Source organism: Anoxybacillus tepidamans PS2 (genome assembly GCF_000620165.1).
In the GTDB taxonomy this organism is placed as follows: Bacteria; Bacillota; Bacilli; order Bacillales; family Anoxybacillaceae; genus Anoxybacteroides; species Anoxybacteroides tepidamans_A.
Genome location: NZ_JHVN01000002.1, coordinates 174505 through 199543 on the forward strand (window position 1 = coordinate 174505; position 25039 = coordinate 199543).

Annotated in this window: 30 protein-coding genes; 9 read left to right on the forward strand and 21 right to left on the reverse strand. The window is 41.9% G+C overall.

Annotated features, from left to right (window positions below; all coding sequences use genetic code 11):
* Nucleotides 1-9: 9 nt before the first annotated feature.
* The 6 genes from N667_RS0103710 to N667_RS0103740 form a co-directional block, all read right to left on the reverse strand.
* On the reverse strand, nucleotides 10-786 hold the full coding sequence (locus N667_RS0103710; protein WP_027408332.1) for an SDR family oxidoreductase: 777 nt from the start codon (nucleotides 784-786) through the stop codon (nucleotides 10-12).
* Nucleotides 787-802: 16 nt separating this feature from the next.
* Complete coding sequence (locus tag N667_RS0103715) at nucleotides 803-2011, reverse strand: acyl-CoA dehydrogenase (RefSeq protein ID WP_027408333.1); 1209 nt, start codon at nucleotides 2009-2011, stop codon at nucleotides 803-805.
* A gap of 118 nt (nucleotides 2012-2129) precedes the next feature.
* Nucleotides 2130-3059, reverse strand: coding sequence for an NAD(P)-dependent oxidoreductase (locus N667_RS0103720; RefSeq protein ID WP_084278849.1), 930 nt, complete (start codon nucleotides 3057-3059; stop codon nucleotides 2130-2132).
* Nucleotides 3043-3258: a TM2 domain-containing protein gene (locus N667_RS0103725; RefSeq protein ID WP_409978168.1), complete on the reverse strand. Its 216-nt coding sequence runs from the start codon at nucleotides 3256-3258 to the stop codon at nucleotides 3043-3045. The genes N667_RS0103720 and N667_RS0103725 overlap by 17 nt, the downstream gene beginning before the upstream one ends.
* A 76-nt stretch (nucleotides 3259-3334) precedes the next feature.
* Nucleotides 3335-4120: an SDR family oxidoreductase gene (locus tag N667_RS0103730; protein WP_027408336.1), complete on the reverse strand. Its 786-nt coding sequence runs from the start codon at nucleotides 4118-4120 to the stop codon at nucleotides 3335-3337.
* Nucleotides 4121-4319: 199 nt separating this feature from the next.
* Complete coding sequence (locus N667_RS0103740; RefSeq protein ID WP_027408337.1) at nucleotides 4320-6293, reverse strand: methyl-accepting chemotaxis protein; 1974 nt, start codon at nucleotides 6291-6293, stop codon at nucleotides 4320-4322.
* Between the two features lie 201 nt (nucleotides 6294-6494).
* Here N667_RS0103740 and N667_RS0103745 point away from each other — a divergent pair, with 201 nt between their 5' ends.
* A complete protein-coding gene (locus N667_RS0103745; protein WP_027408338.1) occupies nucleotides 6495-7160 on the forward strand; it encodes a GNAT family N-acetyltransferase in 666 nt (221 codons plus the stop codon).
* Between the two features lie 26 nt (nucleotides 7161-7186).
* On the opposite strand, the gene ptsP is transcribed toward N667_RS0103745, so the two are convergent.
* From ptsP to glcT, 4 genes are all read right to left on the reverse strand, one after another.
* Nucleotides 7187-8908: a phosphoenolpyruvate--protein phosphotransferase gene (ptsP, locus tag N667_RS0103750; protein WP_027408339.1), complete on the reverse strand. Its 1722-nt coding sequence runs from the start codon at nucleotides 8906-8908 to the stop codon at nucleotides 7187-7189.
* Nucleotides 8908-9174, reverse strand: a complete 267-nt coding sequence (locus N667_RS0103755) for a phosphocarrier protein HPr (RefSeq protein ID WP_027408340.1) — start codon at nucleotides 9172-9174, stop codon at nucleotides 8908-8910. Before N667_RS0103755 ends, ptsP begins: the two co-directional genes overlap by 1 nt.
* Before the next feature lie 101 nt (nucleotides 9175-9275).
* Nucleotides 9276-11297, reverse strand: a complete 2022-nt coding sequence (ptsG, locus tag N667_RS0103760; RefSeq protein ID WP_027408341.1) for a glucose-specific PTS transporter subunit IIBC — start codon at nucleotides 11295-11297, stop codon at nucleotides 9276-9278.
* Nucleotides 11298-11531: 234 nt separating this feature from the next.
* On the reverse strand, nucleotides 11532-12377 hold the full coding sequence (gene glcT, locus N667_RS0103765) for a glucose PTS transporter transcription antiterminator GlcT (RefSeq protein WP_027408342.1): 846 nt from the start codon (nucleotides 12375-12377) through the stop codon (nucleotides 11532-11534).
* Nucleotides 12378-12529: 152 nt separating this feature from the next.
* On the opposite strand from glcT, the gene N667_RS0103770 reads away from it, so the two are divergent.
* The 3 genes from N667_RS0103770 (at nucleotide 12530) to N667_RS20305 (ending at nucleotide 13991) form a co-directional block, all read left to right on the forward strand.
* The gene (locus tag N667_RS0103770) at nucleotides 12530-12979 is read left to right on the forward strand and encodes a staygreen family protein (RefSeq protein ID WP_027408343.1); all 450 of its coding nucleotides are present in this window, start codon (nucleotides 12530-12532) and stop codon (nucleotides 12977-12979) included.
* 89 nt (nucleotides 12980-13068) lie between these two features.
* Nucleotides 13069-13833, forward strand: coding sequence for an alpha/beta fold hydrolase (locus tag N667_RS0103775; RefSeq protein WP_035097974.1), 765 nt, complete (start codon nucleotides 13069-13071; stop codon nucleotides 13831-13833).
* A gap of 29 nt (nucleotides 13834-13862) precedes the next feature.
* A complete protein-coding gene (locus N667_RS20305) occupies nucleotides 13863-13991 on the forward strand; it encodes a hypothetical protein (RefSeq protein ID WP_269528342.1) in 129 nt (42 codons plus the stop codon).
* Nucleotides 13992-14087: 96 nt separating this feature from the next.
* Here N667_RS20305 and N667_RS0103785 read toward each other — a convergent pair whose 3' ends face one another.
* From N667_RS0103785 to N667_RS0103810, 6 genes are all read right to left on the reverse strand, one after another.
* A complete protein-coding gene (locus tag N667_RS0103785) occupies nucleotides 14088-15236 on the reverse strand; it encodes a cation:proton antiporter (RefSeq protein WP_027408345.1) in 1149 nt (382 codons plus the stop codon).
* A 109-nt stretch (nucleotides 15237-15345) separates the two neighbouring features.
* On the reverse strand, nucleotides 15346-15603 hold the full coding sequence (locus tag N667_RS0103790) for a hypothetical protein (RefSeq protein ID WP_027408346.1): 258 nt from the start codon (nucleotides 15601-15603) through the stop codon (nucleotides 15346-15348).
* A gap of 75 nt (nucleotides 15604-15678) precedes the next feature.
* On the reverse strand, nucleotides 15679-18087 hold the full coding sequence (locus tag N667_RS0103795) for an EAL domain-containing protein (RefSeq protein ID WP_027408347.1): 2409 nt from the start codon (nucleotides 18085-18087) through the stop codon (nucleotides 15679-15681).
* 144 nt (nucleotides 18088-18231) lie between these two features.
* Nucleotides 18232-18372, reverse strand: a complete 141-nt coding sequence (locus N667_RS19275) for a YvrJ family protein (RefSeq protein WP_084278852.1) — start codon at nucleotides 18370-18372, stop codon at nucleotides 18232-18234.
* A gap of 70 nt (nucleotides 18373-18442) precedes the next feature.
* Nucleotides 18443-18661, reverse strand: coding sequence for a DUF2922 domain-containing protein (locus tag N667_RS0103805; protein ID WP_027408348.1), 219 nt, complete (start codon nucleotides 18659-18661; stop codon nucleotides 18443-18445).
* 15 nt (nucleotides 18662-18676) lie between these two features.
* Nucleotides 18677-18895, reverse strand: coding sequence for a DUF1659 domain-containing protein (locus N667_RS0103810; protein ID WP_027408349.1), 219 nt, complete (start codon nucleotides 18893-18895; stop codon nucleotides 18677-18679).
* Nucleotides 18896-19098: 203 nt separating this feature from the next.
* Here N667_RS0103810 and N667_RS0103815 point away from each other — a divergent pair, with 203 nt between their 5' ends.
* Nucleotides 19099-19734, forward strand: coding sequence for a nitroreductase family protein (locus N667_RS0103815; RefSeq protein WP_027408350.1), 636 nt, complete (start codon nucleotides 19099-19101; stop codon nucleotides 19732-19734).
* Nucleotides 19735-19825: 91 nt separating this feature from the next.
* Here the strand turns inward: N667_RS0103815 and N667_RS0103820 are convergent, their stop codons facing one another.
* The gene (locus N667_RS0103820; protein WP_027408351.1) at nucleotides 19826-21103 is read right to left on the reverse strand and encodes an ATP-binding protein; all 1278 of its coding nucleotides are present in this window, start codon (nucleotides 21101-21103) and stop codon (nucleotides 19826-19828) included.
* Nucleotides 21104-21200: 97 nt separating this feature from the next.
* Entirely contained in the window at nucleotides 21201-21446 is a 246-nt protein-coding gene (locus N667_RS0103825; RefSeq protein ID WP_027408352.1) for a YueH family protein, read from the reverse strand.
* 165 nt (nucleotides 21447-21611) lie between these two features.
* On the opposite strand from N667_RS0103825, the gene N667_RS19930 reads away from it, so the two are divergent.
* Nucleotides 21612-21749, forward strand: coding sequence for a hypothetical protein (locus N667_RS19930; protein ID WP_198020508.1), 138 nt, complete (start codon nucleotides 21612-21614; stop codon nucleotides 21747-21749).
* A 54-nt stretch (nucleotides 21750-21803) separates the two neighbouring features.
* Here N667_RS19930 and N667_RS0103835 read toward each other — a convergent pair whose 3' ends face one another.
* Nucleotides 21804-22283 (reverse strand): hypothetical protein, encoded by a 480-nt coding sequence (locus N667_RS0103835; RefSeq protein ID WP_027408353.1) that lies wholly within the window; start codon nucleotides 22281-22283, stop codon nucleotides 21804-21806.
* Between the two features lie 162 nt (nucleotides 22284-22445).
* On the opposite strand from N667_RS0103835, the gene N667_RS0103840 reads away from it, so the two are divergent.
* Nucleotides 22446-22640, forward strand: coding sequence for a hypothetical protein (locus N667_RS0103840; RefSeq protein ID WP_027408354.1), 195 nt, complete (start codon nucleotides 22446-22448; stop codon nucleotides 22638-22640).
* A gap of 27 nt (nucleotides 22641-22667) precedes the next feature.
* On the opposite strand, the gene N667_RS0103845 is transcribed toward N667_RS0103840, so the two are convergent.
* Entirely contained in the window at nucleotides 22668-23150 is a 483-nt protein-coding gene (locus N667_RS0103845; RefSeq protein WP_027408355.1) for a sigma-70 family RNA polymerase sigma factor, read from the reverse strand.
* Nucleotides 23151-23488: 338 nt separating this feature from the next.
* Here N667_RS0103845 and N667_RS0103850 point away from each other — a divergent pair, with 338 nt between their 5' ends.
* Both N667_RS0103850 and N667_RS19280 read left to right on the forward strand, forming a co-directional pair.
* Nucleotides 23489-24076, forward strand: a complete 588-nt coding sequence (locus N667_RS0103850; protein ID WP_027408356.1) for a cell wall hydrolase — start codon at nucleotides 23489-23491, stop codon at nucleotides 24074-24076.
* A 178-nt stretch (nucleotides 24077-24254) separates the two neighbouring features.
* Nucleotides 24255-24431, forward strand: a complete 177-nt coding sequence (locus N667_RS19280) for a YkvS family protein (protein WP_084278857.1) — start codon at nucleotides 24255-24257, stop codon at nucleotides 24429-24431.
* Between the two features lie 87 nt (nucleotides 24432-24518).
* On the opposite strand, the gene queF is transcribed toward N667_RS19280, so the two are convergent.
* Nucleotides 24519-25016 (reverse strand): preQ(1) synthase, encoded by a 498-nt coding sequence (queF, locus tag N667_RS0103860; protein WP_027408357.1) that lies wholly within the window; start codon nucleotides 25014-25016, stop codon nucleotides 24519-24521.
* Nucleotides 25017-25039 lie beyond the last annotated feature (23 nt).

Sequence of the window (25039 nt, forward strand, 5' to 3'; positions counted from 1 at the left end):
CTCTAATCCTTAACAATAGGCATGTGCTCCGCCATCAACGACAAGCAACGACCCCGTTACAAAGTCGGAAGCGCTAGATGCCAAAAATAACACCGCTCCTTTCAAATCATTCTCTCCACCGAAACGTTTGAGCGGCGTATTGCTTAAAATTTGCTTCTCTCCGCGCTCAATGACCACTTTAGACATTTTTGTAGGGAAAAAACCTGGAGCGATGGCATTGACGCAAATGCCGTATTCTCCCCATTTTACCGCCAAATCTTTCGTAAATGTAATCACCGCCCCTTTGCTTGTATTGTAGGCGATCGTGTTCATGACCGTTGGATTCGTGCCGCCAAGCCCCGCAACAGAGGCGATGTTGATAATTTTTCCGCTGCGCTGTTTCATCATAATCTTTCCGACTGCCTGACTCATTAAAAATGTACCTGTTACATTGACGTTCATCACCTTTTGCCATGCTTCAAGCGGCATCTCCTCCACCGGTACCCCCCATGTCGCTCCGCTATTGTTCACTAAAATATCGATTCGCCCAAATGCATCCATTGTCTTTTCCACGAGAGCGTGCACATCGTCACTGTTCGTAACATCGCAGCGCAAGGCAAGCGAACGTGCTCCGAGCGCTTCTAATTTTTGTTTCACTTCCTCGCATGCTTCTAGCTTCCGTGAGCAGATGACAACATTCGCTCCTGCCTCCGCTAAGGCAATGGCCATTTGCTCGCCTAACCCGCGGCCGCCGCCTGTAACAATCGCCGTTTTTCCGTTCAGCTTGAACAAATCGAGCACATGCATCATCATCCCTCGCTTCCTACTCGTATTTTTGCAATTCCCATTTTGCGATTTGCCCCTTATGCACTTCGTCAGGTCCATCAGCGAGCCTTAACGTTCTAGCGTTCGCCCAATGTGCAGCGAGCGGAAAATCATCGCTTACCCCTGCGGCTCCAAACGCCTGAATAGCCCGGTCAATGACCTTTAACGCCACATTCGGAGCAACGACTTTAATCATAGAGATTTCTGCCTTCGCTGCTTTATTGCCGACCGTATCCATCATATAGGCCGCCTTTAATGTCAAAAGTCGCGCTTGCTCGATTTCTACTCTTGATCGAGCGATCCAATCTTGGACAACGCCCTGTTCAGCAAGCGTTTTTCCAAACGCTACACGCTTTTTGACCCGCTTGCACATGAGCTCCAATGCCCGCTCTGCCGCTCCAATGAGGCGCATGCAATGATGAATTCTTCCCGGGCCAAGCCTTCCTTGGGCAATGGCAAACCCTTTTCCTTCCCCCCAAATGATATTTTCTTTCGGCACACGAACATGGTCGTATGTAATTTCCGCATGGCCGTGCGGGGCATGGTCGTATCCAAACACCGGGAGCATCCGCTCGATCTTCACACCTTTCGTATCCAGCGGAACGATAATCATCGACTGTTGCTCGTGCTTAGGGGCGTCCGGATTCGTTTTTCCCATAACAATCGCCACTCGACACCGCGGATCGCCTGCGCCGGACGACCACCATTTTCGTCCGGTAATAACATATTCATCACCATCGCGTATAATGCTTGCTCGAATATTCGTCGCATCGCTCGAAGCAACATCCGGCTCGGTCATCGAAAAGCAGGAGCGAATCTCACCGTTTAAAAGGGGGACGAGCCAACGTTTTTTTTGCTCTTCTGTCCCATAGCGGACAAGCACTTCCATATTCCCCGTATCCGGCGCACTGCAGTTAAACACCTCCGGGGCGATCAGGGAGCGCCCCATCATTTCGCAAAGCGGTGCATATTCGAAGTTGGAAAGCCCCGCACCATACTCCTCATCCGGCAAAAATAAATTCCAGAGCCCTTCTTTTTTCGCTTTTTCCTTTAACTGTTCGATAATGGGCGGAACGGCAGACCACCGCGTCTTTTGCTCATTAAGCTGCTGCTCGTATATTCGTTCATTCGGATAAATGTACTCTTCCATAAAAGCTTGCAATCTTTTTAACAACTGCTGCACCTTCGAAGAATATAAAAATTCCATCCATCCCCCTCCTTTTTACTAACCGGTTAGTATGTAACCTTATTTCTACTATACTATATTTTTAAAAATATTCAATATTTAGAAAAATATAAAAAAGCATCGTTTGGCAACGATGCTTTTAAATTTGTTCGTACCGCTTATACAGCGCCTGTGTGCCGCTATTTTCTTCCCCTTCGGCCGCAAGTTCTTCATACATTTGTTTTGCCAAAGACAAGCCTGGCAGCAGCAGGTTCATTCCTTCCGCTTCCGCTAATGCAATTTTCATATCTTTAATAAAATGTTTCACATAAAATCCTGGCTCAAAATTTCCTTTGAGCATACGTGGTGCTAAGTTGTTAAGCGACCAGCTTCCGGCAGCCCCCTGTGAAATGCTTTCAAGCACCTTCCACGGATCAAGTCCTGACTGCTTCGCATACGCAAGCGCTTCGCAAACACCGATCATATTAGTGGCAATAGCAATTTGGTTGCACATTTTCGCATGTTGCCCTGCTCCTGCTTTTCCTTGAAAGACGATGTTCGTTCCTAATACTTCAAAAATTGGTTTGCATTCCTGAAACGCCGCTTCATCCCCTCCGACCATGATGGCAAGCCGCCCTTCTTTTGCGCCGATGTCCCCTCCAGAGACAGGAGCATCGAGTGCAAACACGTTTTTCTTTTTTGCTTCTTTATAAATTTTTTCGGCAAGCGATGGAGGAGATGTCGTCATGTCAATTAAGTATGCCCCTTCTTTTACATGTTCGAGCAAACCATTTTCTCTAAAATATACATCCTCTACATCTTGAGGATAGCCGACCATCGTAATAATAACATCCGCTTCCTGGGCTAGTTCGGCAATCGTCTCCTTCCAGACCGCTCCTTCCTCAAGCAGTTCTGTTGCTTTTATTTTCGTGCGCGTATGCACAACGAGAGGATACCCTGCTTTCAGTAAGTTATGCGCCATGCTTTTTCCCATTACGCCAAGACCGATAAAACCAATTGTTTTCAACGCTAATCCTCCTTTTATCAAAAAAGCCTTGGCTTGAGGCCAAGGTCTAATCTTCGGAAGCATAATTGTATTTTTGATTGAATTCCTCATCCGATTTCAAAAGATAAACAATGCCTTCGATGAACCCAATAATGCTTGGAATTCCCGTCCATGAAAATAGTAAATAAAGAACTCCTTGACCAAGCTTCCCTAAATAAAATTTATGAATGCCGAGCCCGCCTAGTAAAATCGCCAAAATTCCCGCGACTATCTTACTTTTCAATGCTGCCACTCCCTTTCTCAGCAATGGTGAATAGTTCATATATATTCAGCCGAGAAGGGAGGTAGCACCTTGAAAGCTAAATCGCTTTGACCATGCCTCCGTCAACTATAAACGATTGACCCGTCATATATGAATTGGCCCCAGAAAGAAGGAATGTTACCACTTTCGCAAACTCTTCCGGCGTTCCGTAACGGCCGAGAGGGATCGTGCTTTTCATACGGGCTTCCATTTCTTCCTTCGTAATGCCGAATTTCTCCGCATTAATTTGATCTAAAAAGGCTACACGTTCAGTAGCAATTCGTCCAGGCGCCACTGTATTAATTAAAATGTTATATTGGGCAAACTCTGTAGCAAGCGTCTTGGTCAGCCCCACGATCCCCGTGCGGAACGTATTGGATAAAAGCAGCCCTGGAATTGGCTCTTTGATCGATGATGAGGCGATGTTGACAATTTTCCCGCCGTTTCGCTTTAAATATGGCAGCGCTGTACGAATAATACGAACGTAGCTTAATAAATTCAGCTCAAACGCCTTATACCATTCTTCATCTGTAATCGTTTCAAATGTTCCCGCCGGCGGGCCGCCTGCGTTGTTCACAAGCAAATCAATAGTTCCATATGTCTCCACTGTTTTTTCAACGAGACGCTCGATATCTTCTTGCTTTGTAACATCCGCTTGAACATAAGCAACATTCCCCTTATGTAACGAACGTAGTTCTTGCTCTACCTCTTTGAGCTTCTCTTCGTTTCGGCTCGTAATCATAACGTTTACCCCTTCTAACACAAGTTGTTGGGCAATCGCTTTGCCAAGCCCTTGGCTTGATGCCACAACAAGTGCCGTTTTTCCAGCCAATTGAAGTTCCATTTTGCTCATCCTCCTCTTATTTTTGCGTATAACATTCGACATAGTCTGCAATTTTCCTTCTTAGGAGCGATATCAATAAAAGCTTCCGTTTGGCTTGTTTAACTTCCAAAACAAAGATACGCAAGGCAGAACGAAGCGTCATTCGACACGATCCCCAACTATACAAAAAGTGCACGGTTTTATCCGTGCACTTTTCTTGCTACACATCAAATTTTTCGATTAATTGTTTTAATTGTCGGCCCATATCACTTAATGTTTCAGCAGATTCTGTAACCGTGCTGAGCGCTTGCAGCTGATCATCAGCTGAGGCAGCCACTTCTTCCGCAGATGCTGCTGCTTGTTGAGCAATGGCTGAAATATTTTGCATCGCTTCAACTACTTGGTCTTTGCTTTCATTCATTCGTTTTACTTCATTCGTAATATTCGAAATGGATGTTGTTAACTCTTCCATCATGGTAGAAATCTTCATGAACGAGTCTCCTGTCGTATGAACCGCCTGTTGTTGTTCTTCGTTCATGTTTTTCGAACGCTCTACAGCTTGCATCGCTAAATCCGCTTGCTGCTGGATTGTGGCAATCGTTTGGCGAATCAATTCTGTCGCTTGCGAAGACTGTTCTGCTAGCTTACGAACTTCCTCGGCAACAACCGCAAATCCTTTGCCATGTTCACCCGCTCTTGCCGCTTCAATGCTTGCATTCAGCGCTAGCAAGTTCGTTTGCGCCGAAATGGCCGTAATTGTTTGGATGACTTCATCGATTTTTTTCATTTTTTCAACAAGATCATCCATCACTTTTTCTACAGCTTGCAGTTCTTCCTTCGCCTCATTCGATTTGAGCTGAAGTTCATTTAGCTTCTCTAAGCCATGATAGCTTGCTTCTTTCGTTTCACTTGACAGCGTTTGCATTGCGGACGCCGATTGGGCAACCGTCTCGATTTGTTTTGACAACATTGTCGTGCGTTCATTAATCGTATCTAAATCGCTCGCCTGCTCCGATGTTCCTTTGGCAATGTCGTTAATCGCTGTCGCCACTTGTTCGCTTGAAGTCATTGTTTCTTCAGAAACAGCGCTCAAGTGATCGGCAGACGCTGCCAGTTCACCAACCGATTCGTTTACTTGAAGAATAAGGGCTCGCATTTCTTGGACCATATGATTAAAATGGTTCGCTAATTGACCGATTTCATCTTTCGCCTTCGTCCGTACTTGAACGGTTAAATCACCATTGGCTACTTTCTCTAGCTGTCCTTGCAGATAAACAACCGGCTTGACAATGGAACCCGCCATAAAATAAATAACTATAATTCCGATAAGCACAGCCAAAATTGTAATAATTAACATCTGGTTGGCAATCGAGTTGCTGACAGCAAATAAGTCTTTTTCTTTGTAAACTGCTCCAACTTTCCAACCTAGTTTCGGAATCGTCGTAAAATAGAGGATTCTTTTTTCGCCATCTAGCGTATATTCATAAACTCCGTTTTCCCGCTTAAGCATATATTTCACAGCGGGATTATTAGACATATTTTTTCCTTTGTATTGCGGATGAACGATGGCGATACCCGTTTGGTCAAACAAAAATGGATAACCGTGGTATCCAACATCCATTCCATTCACGATTTTTGTTACCGAATCTAGCGACAAGTCCACTGCGACTACTCCGATGGTGTCAGTGCCATTTGTTATCGCTTTCGCAAGTGTCACAATATATTTGCCCGTGACGGCATCAAGGTATGGATCCGTCCAAATAACCTCATTTGGGTTTTCTGTCGCCTTTTGATACCAAGGACGGGACGTTGGATCATACCCTGCAGGCAAATCTACTTTCGGAGCTGTATACATCTTTTTAGTCGCAGTCCCGATATAGATTAATTGGGTGTTTTTATGGATTTTTAAAAATGTTTGAAATTCTTTATCTACAGTAGGCCAAGTTTGATTGTTCTTCGCCATTTGAATGATCGTTGGCGATTCACTAAATTGCATCAAGCTATGTTCTTCGCTGCTAAAGCTTGATTGGATGTCGTTGATTAACTGTTCGACAAGAGAATGTCCGCGACTGCTGACGTCTTTTTGAATCATCTGTTTTGTTTCTACAACTCCAACAATTTGTGTAGCGGCTAAAGAAATAATCATTAGTAGCGCCATTAAGACAATAAGTTTCGTTCGTAATGTTTTGAACACTGCTTCATTGATCCCCCTTTTGTCAAAATTCATATTTTTTTGTCGAACCGTTATTTCCATTATAAAGCTCGTTGGAACGAACGTCTATAGGAGCATATTCTTAACCGGAAGGAGATTCGTGGAAAAAAATTTTTTTCTTGCTTAATGCGCTCTATTATATGTATGATTTAAAATTAATAGATTGCGAGGTGATGCACATTTATGTATCGGAAAGAATTGTACGTATTTAATGAAGACATTCCGAAAAAAGCGATCATACGCAATTATACATCTGAAGATTTTGAAGATTTAATCCGCATTCAGCAAGAAAGTTTCCCTCCTCCGTTTCCATCTGAACTATGGTGGAACGAACAACAACTGACGAATCATATTTCTCTATTTCCAGACGGGGCTCTTTGTGTGGAAATCGACGGTCGAATCGTTGGATCGATGACCGGGCTGCTTGTCCATTTCGATCCGACGCATCCCGCACATACGTGGGAAGAAATCACAGACAGCGGCTATATTAGAAATCACGATCCGAATGGGAATACGCTTTATGTCGTTGATATTTGCGTATCTCCTGCTTACCGAAAATTAGGACTTGGCAAATGGCTCATGCAATCCATGTATGAAACTGTTGTTCGTTTGAACCTTGACCGTTTGCTTGGCGGAGGGAGAATGCCCGGCTATCACCGCTACGCTAAAGAACTATCGGCCGTTGAATATTTACAAAAAATACTAACTGGTGAATTAAAAGATCCAGTGATTACATTTTTGCTTCATTGCGGTCGTACTCCTTTACAAATAGTGGAGAATTATTTAGAAGATGAAGAGTCGTTAAATTATGCTGTTCTAATGGAATGGAAAAATCCGTTTAAACAATAAGCGGTGGGAATGCCCACCGCTTATTGTTAGTTAATATGAAATGTTTTTTTGACGAAAGCGACTACTTCTTCCGCTGTGTCCATCGATAAAATCGTTTCTTTAAAACTAGCAGTCTCTTCCTTTGAAAGTTTTTTCACTTGTGCACGCGCACGCAAAATAGAAGTGGCGCTCATGCTAAACTCATCGAGTCCCAGACCAAGCAGAATTGGAATCGCTAACTCATCGCCTGCCATTTCACCGCACATTCCCGCCCATTTTCCTTCCTTATGTGCCGCTTCAATGACGCTATGAATAAGGCGCAAAATCGCTGGATTATATGGCTGATAAAGGTACGAAACCCGCTCGTTCATACGGTCAGCCGCCATTGTATACTGGATTAAATCATTCGTGCCAATGCTAAAGAAATCGACTTCTTTCGCGAATTGGTCAGCAAGTACTGCAGCTGCCGGAATTTCGACCATCATCCCGATCTCAATGTTTTCCGCTACTGGCACATTTTCATTTTGCAGCTTCGCTTTTTCCTCTAAAAGGATCGCTTTTGCTTGTCGAAACTCATCAAGCGTGGCAATCATCGGAAACATAATTTTCAAATTCCCATACACGCTTGCACGCAATAGAGCGCGAAGCTGTGTGCGAAACATGTCTTGCATTTCAAGGCAGAGACGAATCGCACGGAACCCTAAGAACGGGTTCATTTCTTTTGGCAGCTCTAAATATGGAAGTTCCTTATCGCCGCCAATATCGAGCGTGCGCACAACGACCGGCTTTCCTTCCATGCGCTCTAATACAGTTTTATAAGCTTCGAATTGCTCCTCTTCTGTTGGCAAATCCGAACGGCCCATATACAAGAACTCTGTCCGATATAAGCCGATGCCTTCAGCTCCATTTGCCAGCACACCTTTTACATCCTCAGGGGTGCCGATATTGGCCGCAAGTTCTACATGGTGCCCGTCCTTCGTTGTCGTTTGTTCATGAACAAGCTTCGCCCATTCCGCTTTTTGCGCCTCAAAGCGACTACGCTTTTCCATATATTGTTCTAATACTTCTTCTGACGGGTTCACTACTACTTGACCATCCAATCCGTCAATAATCACCATATCTCCATTTCGAATTTCCGCAGTCGCCGATTTCGTTCCAACAACCGCTGGAATTTCCAACGAACGCGCCATAATGGCTGAATGCGATGTCCGTCCGCCGATATCAGTGGCAAACCCTTTGACGAATTGCCGATTTAGTTGGGCTGTGTCAGACGGTGTTAAATCTTCAGCAATCACTATCACTTCTTCTGAAATGAGACTCGGATTGGAAATCGCTATACCTAACAAATGGGCAAGCACCCGCTTCGTGACATCGCGAATATCAGCTGCTCGTTCTTTCATGTATTCGTTATCCATCGATTCAAACATTGCAACAAACATTGATGCCGTTTCATTTAATGCGTATTCTGCATTGACTTGTTCCGCTTGAATTTTATCTTTGACAGGGTTTAATAGTTCAGGATCACTCAACACAAGAAGGTGCGCTGAAAAAATCGCAGCTTTATCTTCTCCTAACTCCTGTAAAGCGTGCTCTCTAATTTTCTCGAGCTCGCCTTTTGCTTTGTCAACAGCAGCAAGAAATCGCTCGATCTCCGCTTCAGGGGCAGCAATTGCTTTTTTTTCGATTGAAAAATTAGGAGTTTCTAAGCGGTACGCCTTAGCGATGGCGATACCGCTCGATGCAGCAATACCTTGAATAAATTTAGACATTATTGAGCAAGACCTTCTTTAGCCAATGTTTCTGTTAAAGCCGCTAACGCTTCTGCTGCATCCGCTCCTTCAGCTGTGATTTTAATTTCAGCATCTTTTGGAACTCCTAACGACATAACCCCCATAATCGATTTTAAGTTTACTGTTTTTCCGTTGTACTCTAAATTGATATCGCTGTTGAATTTGCTTGCGGCTTGTACAAGCAATGTTGCTGGGCGGGCATGAATGCCAGAGTCAGCAGTCACTTTAAAAACTTTCTCCATCATTTCCATCAATCTCCTTTATAGTATATTTTTTTGTCATCATAACAAATAGTTGCATCTTTATTCAATAAAAATCCATTTATAACATAAGGAAACGCAAATGGTTAGCGAATCGTAACAATATTGTTTTCGCCCTTCGTTACAGCACCTTGTTTGTCTATTTGGACAGTTTCACTAGCTTTCAAGTTTGTAAAAATAATTGGCGTAATAACAGAAGGGGCATGTTCTTTTACATATTCCAAATCTACTTTCAATATCGGTTGTCCTTGTTTTACTTCGTCTCCTTGAGAAACGAGCGCTTCAAAACCTTCCCCGTTTAGTTTTACAGTATCGATGCCGAAGTGAATTAAAATTTCTCTTCCGTTTTTCGATTCAATGCCGATCGCATGCTTCGTCGGGAAAACATTCACGATTGTTCCGTCTACTGGCGAAACGACCGTTCCATCCTCCGGCATGATCGCAAAGCCATCGCCCATCATTTTTTGCGAAAATACTTGATCAGGTACTTCGGAAAGTGGAAGCAATTCGCCTGAGAGCGGAGCAACGATCTCTTCCGCTCCTGCTTCTACTTGCACGCTCGCTATCTTTGTCTCTTCTTTTTTTACTCGCGCTGGTACGCGCCCTTCCATAATGTCTTTAATTTGTCCTTTTAACGTGTCAGACTTCGGACCAAAAATCGCTTGAATGTTGTTTCCAACTTCAAGCACGCCGGCTGCGCCTAACGCCTTCAAGCGCTCTTTATCTACATGTTTGATATCGTTAACCGATACGCGCAAACGCGTGATACATGCATCTAAATGAGCGATATTTTCTTTTCCGCCAAGCGCCGTTAAAATTTCATACGGAAGATCGCTCGTGTCTGTCGCTTGAACAGGTGCTTCTTCCGACACTTTTTCGCGCCCTGGAGTCGCTAAATTCCATTTGCGGATCGCAAACCGGAACCCAAAATAGTAAATAACGGCAAATACAAGCCCTACTGGAATCACGAGCCACCATGCTGTTCGGTTTGGCAATACCCCAAACAATAAGTAGTCAATAACTCCGCCTGAGAAGGTCATACCGATTTTCACGTTTAATATGTGCATGATCATAAAAGATAACCCGGCGAAAATCGTATGAATCGCAAATAAAGCTGGTGCCACGAACAAGAACGAAAACTCAATTGGTTCTGTAATCCCTGTTAAAAAGGATGTTAAAGCCGCAGAAGCCATGATCCCCGCCACGACTTTTTTATTCTCAGGACGCGCTTCGTGATAAATAGCAAGCGCTGCGGCTGGAAGACCAAACATCATAAACGGGAATTTCCCTGTCATAAACGTTCCTGCTGTGAACGGAACGCCATCTTTCAACTGCGCAAAGAAGATTTTTTGATCGCCATGAACCACTTGTCCTGCTTTATTGACATATTCGCCGAACTCATACCAGAATGGCGAATAGAAAATATGGTGCAATCCAAACGGAATTAACGCACGTTCAATAACCCCGAAAATAAACGCCGCAAGCGTTTTATTTGCGTCAATCATGTTATGAGAGAATGCGTTCAACCCTTGCTGCACAGGCGGCCATATCCACGTCATGACAATTCCTAAAACAACGGCAGACGCCGCTGTGACAATCGGCACGAACCGCTTCCCAGCAAAGAACCCTAAGTATTGCGGCAATTCAATATTGTAATATTTATTGTACATGTACGCCGCTAAAATACCGACGATAATACCGCCAAATACTCCTGTTTGCAGCGTTGGAATCCCTAAAATGTTCGCAAACGACGGGTCTTTGCCAATTTGTTCGGCAGAAACGCCCAAAATGACGCTCATCGTTTTATTCATAATTAAGTAGCCGACAATGGCGGCAAGACCGGCAACTCCTTCACCACCAGCCAATCCGATCGCTACTCCCACTGCAAAAAGAAGCGAAAGGTTATCAAATACCGTTCCTCCAGATTGTTCCATTACTTTAGCAACGAGAACAACCCAATCCGCTTTTAATGCCGGAATTTTATCCGTCAACGCCGGATTTTGTAAAGCGTTACCAAAAGCAAGCAAAATACCGGCGGCTGGCAAAATTGCAACTGGAAGCATGAGCGCTTTACCAACTTTTTGCAATGTGCCAAACGCTTTTTTCATTGCTAAATCCCCCTTCATTTCATAAATTAGACAACAAACGTTTTTCTAAGCATGATCAGATATTTGACAATTGTAAGCATTTGCAAACAAGAAAACAAAAAGGCATGAGCAAAGAAAGAACAAAATAGAACGCCGACAGCAATAGAGAAAGAATCACTTCTCCTATTGCCTGTCCCATTTTGCCTTCCTTTACTCATGCCTGATCGAATCAGTAACACGTAAAGATGAAGACCTCTATTCGCTTTTTTTTGCAAGCCTTTGCAAATGCATCGTCAAATAAACTGCTTCTGCCTCATCAACAGGCATTTGCAACGTTTGCTGCATGATTTTTATTAGCTTCCATGCAACATTGTAACATAGCGGGTACTCTTCTTTCAAGATTTTCGACAATTTTTTAGGCTCCTCGACACGCTCACCTTTTTTCACCCGTTCAATCGCATAGCGCAAATGTTGGATAAATCGTAAATAATAAATGCTTTCGCGATCAATAGCCATATCGAATTGTTCCTCGACGACGGATACTAGTGTAGCAATTAACTGTGAATATTTGTTGACTTCTGAAAGGCTTTGCTCCGAAATACCGCTATGAATATGCAAAGCAATAAACCCTATTTCTCCCTTCGGAAGTTCAACATGCAGCTTTTCATTTAGCATCTCAACAACTTCTTTCGCAATTCCATATTCGAGGGGATACAAGCTTTTCGTCTCCATCAAAAATGGATTTTTTAAATCAAGCCCTTGCTCAATCCGTTTGATCGCAAAAGAAATATGGTCTGTTAACGCAACATGAATATGCTCATTAAGCGGCATATGCACGCGGTTTTTAATATGCTGCATCACTTCGTTCATGACACCGACAAATTCCTCATCAAGTTGCGGTAACAGCTTTTTATACTGCTCTTGCTCCCGCTCATTTTTTAAAATAAACCACTTCTCAACCGCACTTTGCTCGATCACATCTCCTTTTTTTCGGCCAAATCCGATCCCTTTGCCGAGCAAAACAACCTCGTCATATTCAGGATGAGAAGCAACAAGCACGTTGTTGTTTAGTATTTTTTCAATCCGAAAGGACTTTTCCACCAAAGCCCAGCTCCTTTGATTTAGACGTTTACAATACTATCATCTTACGCAACGATTTTCTGTTCGTCAATAATCGACTTTGCTGAAGAAAGAAGCTTTTTCCACTATGAAGACATACATTATAGAAAAACACCGAAAAGGAGACTTACATGATGAATCAACTAAAACCCGAGAAACTTCACATACAATGGGGAGACGAAACAAGCCTTTACACCCCCGCTATTGGGAGAAAATATACGCTGACTCATTCCGATGCAACAGGTGATCTTTATTTGCATATTGGTCGAGCGTTTGCTGTAGAACGTCTCAGCAAAATGCGCGACGAGGTATTGGCGGAATGGAAGACAGTGAAACAAACCCTTATTTTATTCGTCTATGTGTACGTTGGGAACGCAAACATTAGTCAAGAAGCAAGTCAACAACGAAAAAAGATGTTCGAAAAAGAGCTGCCGCTTGCTCTTGAGGCGATTCGTTACGGTGATCGGCAATTTTTTCAGACGTATCCCTCCTTAGATTTTAGCCCGATTCTCGTTCATTTTACGTCGGAATATCCCCATTTAAATATCACCGAATCTTACGGATCCCCTTATATGTACAAATAAACATGTTCTTTCTAAAAGATATAAATCATATTGTCCACACATCTTATCCATACTAATGAAAGCAACGTTTTATGAATGGGGGTTCGGTCATGCCATATGCGACAATAGAACAAGATATACGCCTATATTATACAGATGAGGGCAATGGCAAACCTCTTTTATTTATCCACCCTCCAGGAATGGGAAGCATCGTTTTTCAAAACCAAAGGGTGCTCGCCTCTCATTTTCGCGTCATCACATATGATATGCGTGGCAACGGAAAAAGCAGCCCGTCGAACAAAACGATTACCATTCCTTTATTAGCCGAAGACATTGATCGATTGCTTGATTTTCTAAAAATTGATCGAGTCATTGTGTGTGGTTATTCAAACGGTGGGTCCATTGCACAAGAGTTCGCGCTCCGTTATCCAGAGCATGTAGAGGCTATCGTGTTAATCGGCGGTTTTTCCGAAGTCTGCACACCTCTGTTGTATTTGGAATTCTTGCTCGGTATTTATACAGCAAAAAACGGAGCGATTTCGCTGCTTGCGAAAGTATTAGGAGCCGCCCATGGAAAAACTCGCGCAGAGAAAAAAGCGATTGAGCAATATGTGCGTCTTGTCAATCAAAATGATTTATTTCACATGTATCAGGCAGGCCTACACTATTGCTGCACAGAACGCTTAGCAAATTTAAATGCACCTGTTCTCTTGATATACGGCGCCCGCGATCATTACGTGCATTCTTATGAGTCAATCTTTAAGGAGCGGCTTCCCCATATGCGTGTCGTCTATATTGACAAGGCGCGTCATCAAATTCCGACAAGGCACGATGATGAATTAAATGCTATTTTAAAGGCATACTTTTTATCGTAAAAACATTATGATGATAAGGAGGAAGTGGCATGGCTAAAAAAGGAAGACAGAACAAGGTAAGTCAAGAAGTAGCCAATCCAACCGTTTCTAAAGCGGAAGCTGAAATGGCTCAAGATAGTGTAGATACAGCAAAACAAGCAAAGAAAAACCGTTCCTAATATAGAAACGGAAATGGCAATTAATGAACCTCCCCTACCTGTATTCCATTTACATGTAGGAGGCTTCCTTGTGAATATGCTAAACAAAGGGCCGGCTCATGAATGCCGGCCTAATGCTTGACTCTCTTTAAAAAAGACTTTTAACAAAGGCGGAGTGACAATGGTCGTCACAAGCACTACAGCCACAAGAGCGGCGAATAAGTCTGATGTCAACAATTTCGCTTCAAGGCCGATACCCGCAATAATAAGCGCTACTTCACCGCGTGAAACCATTCCAGCTCCAACAGCAATAGAGCTTCTCCACTCAAATCCTGCCAGTTTCGCGCCAAGCGCGGCACCTACTAATTTTGTCAAAATCGCCAGTACACTTAAACCGATAATGAGTCCAATATGTTGGCTGACATCGGAAAGCTCGGCTGCAACCCCAATCGATGTAAAAAAGACGGGAACAAAAATAGAATAGCTAATCGTCTCAACTTTATGGAAAATTTCTTCTTTATAATTTGTGAAACTAATCGCGACCCCAGCTATATATGCCCCAATAATGGCAGCAACCCCAGCCGCCTCAGCGAAGTAAGCAAATGCAAAACAAACGATTAACCCTGCGGAGATCACCGCTTCATCTACTCGGAGCGGCGCAAACAAGCGCAACATAAAAGGAACGGCCTTCCAAGCTAACAAAATGGCCACAGCAAAAAATGCAATCTTTTTCATAATAACAGCGTCGATTTGAACATCGCCGCCCGTTAAGCTCATTAAAAATGCCAGCCCAATAATAACGAGAATATCGTCGATAACAGCAGCACCTAAAATCGCCGAGCCTTCTTTAGATTTAAGCTGATTCATCTCTTTTAACGCCTGCACGGAAATACTGACGCTTGTCGCCGACAGTAAAAGCCCTAAAAAAATCGCCTTTATAGGCGTCAAACCGATCATAACTCCCGCTATATACCCAAGGCATAAAGGCACGATAATTCCTAATACTCCCACAAATGAAGCTGCTTTTCCCGTCCGCTTCAACTGTTCGATATCTGTTTCAAGCCCCGCAATAAACATCAGTAAAATAACGCCGATTTGGCTTACTTCCTTTAAAAATTCTGTATCGTTGACAATCCCTAGCACTGTCGGGCCAAGAATAATACCAATAAGCAATTTTCCGAGCACTGCCGGCTGGCCAAGCCGCACGCTTACATCCCCCGCCAACTTTGAGGCAAACAAAATAGCGGCTAGCTGTAAAATAAACATTCCTCACTCTCCTTTAAACTTTTCTCGCCGCCATATTTACGAATAGCATATCCCAAAAGTTTCGCTTTAAATAAAAAAGAAGGCACAACACTTGTACATGCCTTCTCTGTTAAGAGTGCGCAGCTTTCGCTTTTTCTAATAAATTGCAGACAATGTGCATTTTTGCTTTCGTCGCTTGAAGCGTTGTTTCTGCATCTACTTTTTCTATTGCAGAAATCACAGTCAAATCATAGATTGCTCGTGCTAGTTGTTCTGTCGCACATTTAAGCTGTGCAGTATCATACATCACACCATCTTTTAAGAGCAATCGCAGCACCTCGTTCGCTTTTTGCTGAATATAAAAAACATCGGAACGATAATCGCTCATTTCCGCTCTCCCCCTTTTTCCTCTCCATGATATGCACGGATCGAAAAAATAGTACAAGCGGCAACATAGTAATTATCATTTGTTCCATTGCCCAATTAATCGTTGTAATTTCGTCAACGTTTTCGGAAGTTGTTCAAACGGAATAGGAGGGCCAAAATAATAGCCTTGTAATTCTTCGCAGCCTTTTTCGAGGAGAAAACGAACCTGTTCCGCAGTTTCGACGCCTTCCGCCGTAACAAACAAATTCAATTTATGGGCAAGTAAAATAATCGCCTCAACAATTTCTTCACCTTTTCGATTTTCACTAATATTGCGGATGAAGGAACGATCAATTTTAACTGCATCAACTGGAAAACGGTTTAAATAATTCAAAGATGAGTAACTTACTCCAAAATCATCAATAGCGATAGCAATTCCCAAGTTTTTAAATTTCTTTAAAACCCCGGTGACTTCTGCCGGATCTTTCATGATGGCCGTCTCAGTAATTTCGAACACGAAAGAAGATGGATCTACGTTTTCTTCTTCGAAAATATTGCGCACATTCTGTTCTAGTTCCTTATTCAAAAATTGACGTGCCGATAAATTAATGGCCATTTTCAAATCGAGGAATCCCATTTGTCGGAACGTTTTCAAATCGCGACATGCTTGTCGCAACACCCACTTTCCAATTTCATCGATTCTGTTCGTTTCCTCGGCAATCGGAATAAATTCAGCTGGACTAACCATGCCAAGCTGGGGATGCTTCCAACGAATTAATGCTTCCACACTGATTGTTCCATTGCGAACATTAATCTTTGGCTGATAATACAGAAAAAGTTCACCATTTTCGATCGCCTGTTGCAAATCGTTTTCCAATCGTATTTTTTTAGTGAAAATGTCACGCATATGCGATTGATATTCAACAATGCGGCCCGGTCCGTTCATTTTTGCATAATACACTGCTTTATGAGCGCTGCCAAGCAGTGTTTCAACTGACAACAAATTAGCGTCTGTGGCGTAACTCACCCCCATATTAATCGTAATGTTGAGCTTTTCACCGGCAATAAAATAAGGTTCTTGCAAGTAAGCGTTAAGCTCGCAAAGCATTTGCTTAAGCTCTTCCTTTTCTTCATAAACGCAGGCGATCACAAATTCGTCTTCACTAATTCGCGCCAAGAATATCCGTTCAGACTGAATCGTTTTTAAACGTCTTGCCACCTGCCGCAGCAATTCATCACCATTTGAGTATCCAAGAAAATCGTTAATAAATTTAAATCGATGAATATCGATTAATATAACAGCAACTCCTTTATATGAAAAAAGAAACTCATTTAATTTTTCGCACAAATAATTTCGGTTAGCAAGCCCTGTAAGCGAGTCATACTGTGCCATAAAGGCGATTTCTTGTTCTTTGCTTCTTTGCTCCGACAAATCGCGAATGACAAGAAACTTCGCTTTCTGTTCATCATACGGGACGGTCATTTCAAATACTTTTACTTCTTTTGTTTTGCCATCTAGCGATATGACAACCCATTCGTCTTTATCTATTTTTCTAAGAAAGCTGCTTAGCTGTTTTCCTTCTACTTCACCTATATACTTGGCTTTGACCATTTCTAGCCCGGCTGGATTCATATATGTTACAACCCCGTTTACTTGAATGACCACCATATCCGGGAAAAATTCTACTACTCTCCGATACAGTTCTTCGCTTTGTTTCAATCGTTCCTGTACTTCAATTAAATCCGTTAAGTTTCTAATAATTGATAACCCCGCAATGACATTACCGTTTTTATCAAATAATGGGGTAATGTTGGCCGATACATATACCTTTGCACCATTTTTATCAGCGAGCGCTAGCCGAACGACCGTCAAACTTTCTCCAGCACTAAGCTTTCTTAATCCTCTTAACCATTTGGAGCGATATTTAGGCGCAAACTGCATGATCGATTTCGAAAGAAGCTCCTCTTCCTTCCAGCCAAACAGCCGCTCAAATTCACGGTTGACGCGCAAAATACGCCCCTCAAGATCGAACATAATAAACGCATCATGCGAATGGGTAAGCAGCGAATGAAAAAGCTGATTAATTTCTTCGAATTGCTCTTCTTTCCGCATTATTTCCGTAATATCACGCGTAAATGAAAGGATATATACAATCGCTCCCGTCTGATCAACAATCGGAATAAGCGTCGATTCAGCAATGCGGTATTCACCCTCGATATTCATTTGATCGCGATACGTAATAATCCGTTTCGTCTCTACTACTTTTCGATATTTTGTATTTAAATGGTCAGAAATGTCTTTTGGATAAATGTCATCGATACATTTCCCCATGTCTTCTTCTACCAAACTTGCTAAATGAAGCGCTTTAGGGCTTACATGCACGTAACGAAAACGAGGTCCTTCTTCTACTTTCATTAGAAAAACGATATCAAACAATTGATCCATTACTGTAAATAATAATTGTTCATCTGCCAACAACTTCTGAACAAATTGATTGCTTTTCATCTTCTCCATTCCTTTATGTTGATCTCACGTGACAATCCCCTCTTACTATATATTTCGGCAAAAAATTAAGCAGTTTAATATTATTCAATAAAAAATCCTTATCCCTTTATACAAAAAGGATAAGGATTTTCTGTATGAGGCATTTCAATTTTTTAATAATTGTTGAGGTAACCGCTCGATTGATTCAATGATGCCATCTAATTTTGCCTCGATTCGATAAAGTAAATAAAACGTAATAACTGCTGGAAATCCGACATCTGAAATTAGCGATAAGTAGGTTTCCAATTCCGTCACTCCATCCCGTTTTACTCTTTTTTAAAACAGCCAGTTCGGTTGCCGAACTGGCCATTGTCTGCTATGTTAATGAAACTTCCGCCACATCTCGTTGTAATAATCTAGCTCCTTGTTTTCCTACAAAGTCGCCGCCATTTGAAGTGAAAATATTGGCCGCAATGATAGTATCCATTACCGAAGATACGTGCTGTGCGTTTACCGGCTCAATCGGATTATCAATAACAATTCTTACAGCCTTTCCTTGTTCATTCACAAACTCTAGCTCTAACGATTTCTCCATTTCTCTTTCCCCCTATCAATTTGTAATAAAATGCAAATCATTTCGTTCGATTTGTACAAGTGGGTGTGTTTGCAATGAGGCTAGCGCTTGCGCGACAGTAAATAGTTGTTCCGAAGTGGCTGTTACTTTGACATTGTTAAAACTTTTGCGCTTATAAATCGGCTTCCCTGTTTCATCTACACCTGCCTGAAGTACTAAGCGAAGCTGGGATTGTTGTGTAATCGCTTGTGCCATTTCCTTCACCTCCTTTCACCTTTACTATCGCACGTTGCTAGAAAAAGGATAGATAGCCCTAAAAAATTTTTTCAAAACACTCGAGTAAAATGTTTGACAAAGGACAAAAGTAACTTTATGATAGGAATGTTTAATAAACTTACTTAAAGTTAGTTTGTTTATATTTAATATTAACTTTCATCTTTATTTAGGAGGGAATAAACATGACAGCTCAAGAAAGCTTTGTAAAAGATTTTGTAGCAGTTGTTAACGAGCGGCAATCGATTCGAAAATATGATCCAAATTTTTCAATTAGCAAAGAGGAATTAGAGGAAATTCTCGAAATCGCTGGCAAAGCACCCTCCGCTTGGAATTTACAGCATTGGCACTTTCTTGTCATTCATGGAAAAGAGGCACAACAACGCCTTCTTCCAATCGCCTATAATCAACAACAAATTGTTGACGCTTCGGCGGTTGTTGTCGTTTTAGGGGATCTTGAGGCAAATCGCAATACAGATGCTGTATACGATCCATTAGTACAAGCTGGGCATATGACACGAGAAATCAAAGAAACATTGGCTCAACAGATTGTCGGCGCGTATGAGAATAAACAGTATGCAAGAGATGCCGCGCTAATCAACGCCTCCTTAGCGGCGATGCAACTCATGCTTGCAGCAACTGCAAAAGGTTTCGGTACATGCCCAATTGGCGGATTTAATGCCGAAAAATTAATGGAGGAATTTCAAATTCCGAAACGCTATGTTCCGGTTATGCTTATTACAGTTGGAAAAAGCATTGCGCCTGCCCACAACTCACTCCGACTTCCGGTTGAATCAACAACTACATGGGTAGAAAAATAAAAAAGAAGCAGCGGCACCTCCATTTATCCCAATATCCCCAGTTGTCGCATGCTCTAATTTTTCCTACTATCAACAAAAAAGAGGCTGCTCTTTAACGATCAGCCTCTTCCGCCTGTTTATACATCGGTAACGACAAATAAACCGTCGTTCCTTTTCCAAGTTCGCTTTCAATCTCAAATGTCCCTTTATGCTCTTGAATAATCTTCATGCTTGTCGTCAAACCTAGACCCATTCCCTTTTCTTTTAGCGTAAAAAATGGTTCTCCAATTTTTGCAAGACGTTCTTGCGAAATTCCGATGCCAGTATCAGCAAGAGACACATGGACGCGGTCTTCTGTTTTCCACGCCCGCACATGGAGTCGTCCTCCTTTTGGCATCGCTTCAATGGCATTTTTCATAATATTGATAAACACTTGAATAATTTGGTTTTTATCTCCATAAATCAATGCATCAGAAGCATCGCCGTCAATCGAAATATCGACATTATTCAATGTGGCCTCATGAATAATTAAATGAACGACATAATTAATCGCATCGCTCAGCGGAAAAGGTTTATAACATTGACTTTGTGGCTTTGCGAGCACAAGCAATTCGCTTACAATCTGATCGATTCTTTCTAATTCATTGAGCACAATCCCTATATACCAATCATTGGTTGTTTTTGTCTCTCTCATCACTTGCATAAATCCTTTAATCGACGTCAACGGGTTTCTAATTTCATGAGCAATCCCTGCCGCTAGTTCGCCAAGCACTGATAACTTCTCTTTTTTTAACAATAACGTTTCTGCCAATTTTTGCTGTGTGATGTCGCGACCAATCGTTAATATCCCTTTTCGTTCGCCACATTCACCGAAAAGAGGAACTTTGATTACATCAAACGTTTTGATTTCGCCGCTTGGTGTCATAAACGATTCTTCTGCCCTGGTCATTTCTCTTTTTTCCCAGGCTTCCTCATCTGTTTTGACGCAATGTTCGAACGTTTCTTTAAAAAATGGAACGATTTCGCCAAGATCGAGGTCGGTCTTGCCGAAATAATCCACATCCTCTAGATGGTACAGTTTTCGGCCAAAATCGTTTACGCGCAGCCAGCGACCTTTATGATCTTTAAAACAGACAAAATCAGGCATCGAGTTAATAAGTGTAGACAATTGCTGTTCTTCTTCTACCGTTTTTCTTAATTGTTCCGTTTTTTTCAGCATTTGATAAAGGAACACAGCAGATAAAACAACAAAAATTCCGCCTTTCCCCATGCTCACAATAATTTTTGTAAAATGCTCAAGATGAAACAATTCCATTAACAGATCCGTCACAATAATCCAACCGATACTAAATAGAACATACACAACAATTGCTTTCTGTTTTGTCAACACTTTTCCATCGAACCCCTAACGTGTTAAACATAATGTAAAAGCGGCGAAGCTATGAAGCTCCACCGCCCTGCTTTGCTCTGCGGTACAAATGTATTATTTACATTTCACGAACCCAATATAAAAGCTTCTCTGCCAATTGATCTGCTTGCGCTAAAGATGCTGTTTTGGCAAGCGATGCAGATAATTTCTCTCTCAATAGTGCTGTTTCTTCTTCGTAGCGAATTAAAAACGACCATTCAATGTCAGGAATGGCAACAACGATATATTCTTCCTTTTTGTTTTCATAAATGTAGACATTCGTTGTTGTCCGCTCGTCTAACACATTGGCTTTCCGTATTTTCACACTGCTACCCCTCTAACCATAATAAAACTGCATTTTCATTTTACCAAAAGGATAAAAAACGTTCAAATACTAATTTTTTACCATTCAATATAAAAAAATTCAGAAAATATTGACTAATCATAACAAAAGTGTAACAATATAAAAAAGCAAAAGGAAGTGATATAGATGCGAATGAGTAAAATTTTAAAAAACACAGTTGCATCTTACGCGACGGTTTTAATCATCCTTGTTTTGCTTCCTGCCTTTTTAGTAACGAATGATATTAGTCTCATTGAAGGAATTATCGAATCAATGAATAAATAGACTGTAACAACTGTCAAAAAGACCGCAGAAATAAAAGCTGCGGTCTTTTGCCTTTTACCGGTATGGGTAATATCCTTGTGGAACGGTATATCCAGGCATTCCGTAATAACTTGGGCCGGATATCGTTGTTCCCATCGGAGAAGGCACACCTGCCATTGTACTTCCCATCGGAATTGGCATTCCCATTGTTGGTGCCCCAGACATGATCGGCATACTTGTTATTGGTGACGTTCCCATAGGCGGCATCATTCCTAGGCTTTCGCCTCCCATAGTAGCCATTGGGTATGTTGTTTCTCCTGCCCAAGGTGAAACTTCTCCATACATTGGCATTGGTGAACAACCACACGAAGGAACATACGTATATGTCGTTGGCATTACCTGTGGGACAGGCATCGTTGGTGCAGCCGGCATTGCTTGTGTCGCCGGCATCGCTGGCAGTGCTGGCGCATTGTTATCATTCCGTATTACATCATCCACATCATAATTGTCTCGAGAAAAATTGGAATAGTTCATATATGGATTCCAATCATTCATTGTCCTCGCCCTTTCGTCTCATAATTAGGTATGGTCTATGACACATACCCACCATATTGTATGAACAAACAAGCAAAGGGTGTTTGCCCTAAAAGAAAATGGGTGTTTATCCTCCTCAATCAACTTCAACTGCGCTACAATAGAACCATGGAGGTGAGCGATATGGACGAGACATTAGCCACCAAATTGCTTGATGACTTGCGCGATGGAAAAATTTCAGAACTGCTTGTGAAAAAAGAGGACTTTCTCCTCTTTCGATCTGTCCTCGTAAAACGGAGCGATTTTAAGCATTTTCGCGGCGTAGCTCAGCACGGTGGACATGTCATTTATCATTATTTAGAGAAACCAAGAAATTAACTCCCTCCGCTTTTGATCGGAGGGAGATTACTGCAACCATGTCTGTTTGCGCAATTTTTTTAATGCGGTCACCCTCCAATTTTTCACGACTTCCACTGTTACTCCCTCTTCTTCAGCAATGGTTTTTAACGATTTATTCTCCACGATATACCCAATTACCCACTTCTTTTGCCGCTCCGTTAATGGCTGTAATAGTGCCTCTAACAAACCATCATCATAATCGCTCTTTCGACCATCAGGGATCGTATTCGCAATGCTCTCTGTAAGTGAACATTCATTCTTTTTTCCTCGGCATTGTTTACGCAAGTAGGAAGTCATCGACCAATATATTTTTTTATAAGCAAAAGACGAAAAACTTCCTTTCTCCTCTTGAAATTGCTTTGATGCTTCCCATAATGCAATTAAACCAATTTGGTAATATTCATCCCATTCCTTTGTTACATGGAGCTTTTTCATAATACTGACGATCATCGGGCGATACGTTTCTTCTAATCGCTCGAACGGCTGCATTCTCCCCATAAATCCTTTCTCAAAAGCGCGCTTTTGTAGATTCCGCGGTACTATTACAATAAGCGAACAAAAACATCATCGTCGAATAGCCAAATGAAGAAAAAGGCAAACAATTTATCTAAAAAAAGAGAAAAATTGGTATAGAAATAGGGAGTTTGCGTTATGATTTGCACAAAAATTTCTAATTTATTACATTTTCAACAACAATGAAAAACTTTCCAGTGTAATGATTAGTGCTGTTATATCAATAGATAGAGGCATTTTCCAACATTTAGATAATGATTCAAATATAAATCCTTGTTAGTCTAGTAGCGAGCGGACGAAAAGGAGGGAAATTTATGAAAAAGCTTAAACATCTCGCTTTAGCAGCAGCATGCTTGTCTGCATTGTTATTTGCAAAAGATGCTAACGCCCAAACAACGCATACAGTGCAAAAAGGAGAAACGCTATGGACAATCTCTAAAAAATATGGCGTACCGTTAATACAGCTAAAAAAGCTGAATAATAAACAAAACGATCGGTTATTTCCGGGGGAAAGGCTGCGCATTCCACCGACTATTTCGGCAAGCGACAAAGACTTATTAGCCCGCCTCGTTCACGCTGAAGCAAAAGGAGAATCTTTTGCTGGAAAAGTGGCGGTCGCTACCGTTGTACTAAATCGTCTTGCACATCCTGATTTTCCAAAGACGATTAAAGGAGTCATTTATGAGCGCTCTGGCGGCCATTACGCGTTTACTCCTGTTCAAAACGGAACCATTCGTGAACGCGCTGACCGTGAATCATATCGGGCCGTTGAAGAAGCCCTTGCTTTCCGCGGTTTAGGATCAGGCTCATTATTTTTCTATAATCCAAAAACGGCGAAAAGCAATTGGCTGCGCTCGAAACAAGTAACTGTTGTCATCGGCAACCATGTGTTTGCGAAATAAAACAACTATAGTTGGATATTCGATATTTATTGGCACATGTCGATCAAGCGATTTTGCCAACTCGGACGGCTATAGGCCGTCCTTTCATGTTTTCTGAAAAATTAGGAACAAAGGACACTTTACTTATAAAAGAAAATGAGGCAAACTATAACAAAGAAGATTGAAAAGGAGAATGCATATGCAAAAAGCGGAAGTGGGCAATATTATCGAATTTAAAAACGGATTGCGTGGCATTGTCGAAAAAGTCAACGAAAACTCTGTCATCGTTGATTTAACATATATGGAAAACTATAAAGAACTCGATTTGCAAGAACGAACCGTAGTGAATCACAAGAACTATAAAATCATTAAATAAACACCGACCGCGGGTAGCGGTCGGTGTTTTATCAATTTTGGACTTTTTCGAAACAAAACCTCCTCAATTATTCGAGGAGGGAGTTTATTACCGATTGTCAACTTTCTCTGGATATAAATCGTGGTTCATCAGGCGATATTCCGCCATCTTTTCGTACTTTGTTCCCGGCCGTCCCCAGTTGCAGTATGGGTCAATCGAAATGCCGCCGCGCGGTGTAAACTTACCCCATACTTCGATGTAGCGCGGTTCCATTACTTTAATTAAATCGTTCATAATAATGTTCACGCAGTCTTCATGGAAGTCGCCGTGATTGCGGAAGCTGAACAAATACAGCTTGAGCGATTTACTTTCGACGCATTTTTTGTCCGGGATGTAGCTGATATAAATCGTTGCGAAGTCAGGTTGGTTCGTTTTAGGACATAGGCTTGTGAACTCTGGACAATTAAACTTCACAAAATAATCGCGGTCTGGATGCTTATTGTCAAATACCTCTAATATTTCCGGACTATATTCAAATAAATATTTTGTTCCTTGGTTGCCAAGGAGCGTCACCCCTTGCAATTCTTCATCTTTTCTTCCTGCCATCTTGATTTCTCCTTTCGATTTTT